Genomic DNA, 2,546 nt, shown 5'->3' with positions numbered 1-2,546 from the left:
CGAGCCCCAGCCGCAGGGGCGCGGCGACCGTCGCGGCGGCCGTCACCCGGCCGTCTTCCACACGTGCGACCTTCAGATGCGCGCCGCCGATGTCGAAACCGGCTACGATTTTCTTTTGCCCTGTCACGTGTCACGCTTTCCCGAGGATGCGGATTCGAAGACCCGTCGGAGGAGATCGTGCGTATCATACCGGTGCTCGACCTGAAAGGCGGCCAAGTGGTGCGCGCGGAAGGTGGAGAGCGTGCGCGCTACCACCCGATCGCCACACCGCTGAGCTCAGACGCGGCACCTGTCTCCGTCGCGCGCGGCCTGCGCACGATGCACCCGTTCCCGGCCTTCTATATTGCCGACCTCGATGCCATCGAGAAGGGCGCGCCCGACGAGGAGGCCCTGGAGAGCCTGCAACGAATGCCCGACGCGCCGGAACTGTGGCTCGACGCAGGCTTCGCCGAGGAGGCAAGCCTTGTCGCAGCACTCGCGCGGCCGGGGCTCCGGCCGGTGCTCGGGTCGGAATCCCAGGACGATACAGCGCTCATCGGCCGTTTCCGGGATCATCCGGGCCTCGTCCTCTCGCTGGACTTCTTCGCCGACGGTTTTCGCGGGCCGGAGGCACTTCTGTCGGACACGGCGCTTTGGCCGCCGACGATAATCGTCATGACCCTTGCGCAGGTGGGTTCCGGTGCCGGGCCGGATTTCGCGCGGCTGCGGGACATCAAGGCACGGGCGGACGGGCGCACCGTCATCGCCGCCGGCGGCGTGCGCAACGAAGAGGACCTGCGCCGGCTCGCCGAATGCGGCATCGCCGGCGCGCTGATGGCGACCGCATTGCACGGCGGCGCGCTGACGCCGGCGCAGCTTGCACGGCTGAGCGCGTTGTAGGTGAGGAATCCAGAGCGGTTCCAGGAAAAGTCGGAGCCGGTTTCCCGGCTGGAATCAAATGCATAGATCAGTTTGCCGCTTCTATGAGACGGCGATCTGATCCGAGCGCCGCTCCCCGCGAGTGTAGGCGGACAGCAGCGGCTGCCCTCAATTCAAGAACTGTCGATGCCGGAGTTATCGTAAGGGTGTGCTGCGCTATTCGGGAGATCGATGTCGGTCTGTATGCATCGGCGATCCGTCACCTTCCGGACAGGACGGCCGTTCGCCTGGGGACACCCGGACATAAGCGCGTTAAAGCCGGCGCTATGTACGCGCCGGCATGGGACGCCTCTTGGGCATCTGCAAGGAGCCGCCCCTTTTGGGCGGCGTCTAAAGGCCTACGAGCCTCTTCAACCGGCGCAACAGACCACCCGACTGCTCAGATGGTTTTGCCTGTGCGGGGTTGTTTCGTGTCTAAGCCGCGGCACCGAAGGGGTGCTTGACCGTATCCCGCTTCGACGTGACCTCGGCTGCCGTCGGCGTGCCGTTGACGGCCCGCTCGATCGATTCCTTGGTCGCGCGATAGTTGTACTCCTGGATCTTGGCGTCGTCCTCCGCCTCCCAGTGGATGAACACGCCGACGCAGATGAACAGATCATCCGCCTCCTCCTCGGGGATGATCCCCTCGGCGACGCTGTCCTGCACCGCCTTGGCGACGGCAAACTGCGCCGGGCCGAACATTTGCACGGCCTGCTTCTGGCCCTTGATGGTGACCTTGTTGAAAAGCACCGTGTTCGGTTTACAGGGCATGTTGGGCGCAATCACCGCCAGAAGGGTGGTGAACCCATCCTTGTTGTTCGTCAGCGCGTTGCAGAATGCCGCCTCCACCGGGCTGCCGCGCGGGCCGATGAGTAGATCGATATGCGCCACCTCGTTGCCATCTCCAACGAGCGATTCGCCAACCATTACTTTCGAGATTTTTGCCATACCAGTGTTCCTCCAAGACATGGTTTTGATGTCCAAGGATGCCGCACCAGGCAGACACCCAGTGGACGACTATCCTTGTTGGCAGCATCCGGAGCGTCCGGACCGGTTGGCTAGATAGTCACGGAGTACAGTTCCGCAGCCAAATTGAACCATTAACGCATTAATTATGCAAGTTTGACCTGAGGCCCCGAACGAAAAGCGTAGCCACGGTCAGGTCCGCCGAGGTGCCGGGATTGAGCGATTGCGCCTTCAACCGGCGATCGAAATCCATGAGTTTTCCGATCCGCGCGGCCTCGTCATGCATCCTTTCGGTTTCGGACAGCACCGCGGCGGCCTCGCGAGCCAAAGCCTCGGCGGCGGGAACGCCGTGCTTGCGTGCCACGTGGCTGTCGGGGAAGCCCGCCAGGAAAGCGAGATAGGTGAAGACTGTCGGCCACATGCCGTCCAGGCCGCGCCCTTCGGCTTTTCGATGCGCAGCGACACCGGTTTCGAACACGTCCTGGAAATCGGTCGCATACTGCCGGGCGATGATGTCGCGATCGGAAGCCGCCCGCATGGCCTCCACGACCGTCACGCGCGGCGCCTCCCGCACGTCGTGGGAAGGGGCGGAACCCAGCCCGCCGGGCGAGGCGAGCACGATCGCCTCGAAGACGGGGGCGCTGTCGGCGACGTCCATTCCGGCAAGCACGCGGGCGAGTGCC

General features: G+C 64.4%; 3 protein-coding genes. 1 reads left to right on the top strand and 2 read right to left on the bottom strand.

What is annotated here, in order from left to right:
• Window positions 1-177: 177 nt before the first annotated feature.
• The gene (locus tag ACFP9U_RS24685) at window positions 178-879 is read left to right on the top strand and encodes a HisA/HisF-related TIM barrel protein (RefSeq protein WP_378625487.1); all 702 of its coding nucleotides are present in this window, start codon (window positions 178-180) and stop codon (window positions 877-879) included.
• Window positions 880-1,332: 453 nt separating this feature from the next.
• Here the strand turns inward: ACFP9U_RS24685 and fae are convergent, their stop codons facing one another.
• Together fae and ACFP9U_RS24675 are read right to left on the bottom strand one after the other, a co-directional pair.
• Window positions 1,333-1,845 carry a formaldehyde-activating enzyme gene (gene fae, locus ACFP9U_RS24680; RefSeq protein ID WP_322449964.1) on the bottom strand — a complete coding sequence of 171 codons (513 nt, stop codon included), beginning with the start codon at window positions 1,843-1,845 and terminating at the stop codon, window positions 1,333-1,335.
• A gap of 160 nt (window positions 1,846-2,005) precedes the next feature.
• Window positions 2,006-2,546: triphosphoribosyl-dephospho-CoA synthase (locus ACFP9U_RS24675; protein WP_378625484.1), on the bottom strand; the 541-nt coding region annotated here is incomplete at its 5' end.

This window comes from Nitratireductor sp. GCM10026969 (assembly GCF_042660605.1).
Classification (GTDB): Bacteria; Pseudomonadota; Alphaproteobacteria; order Rhizobiales; family Rhizobiaceae; genus Chelativorans.
The sequence above is the reverse complement of the archived record's forward strand: the minus strand, read 5'-3'. Positions and strand labels throughout refer to the sequence as shown.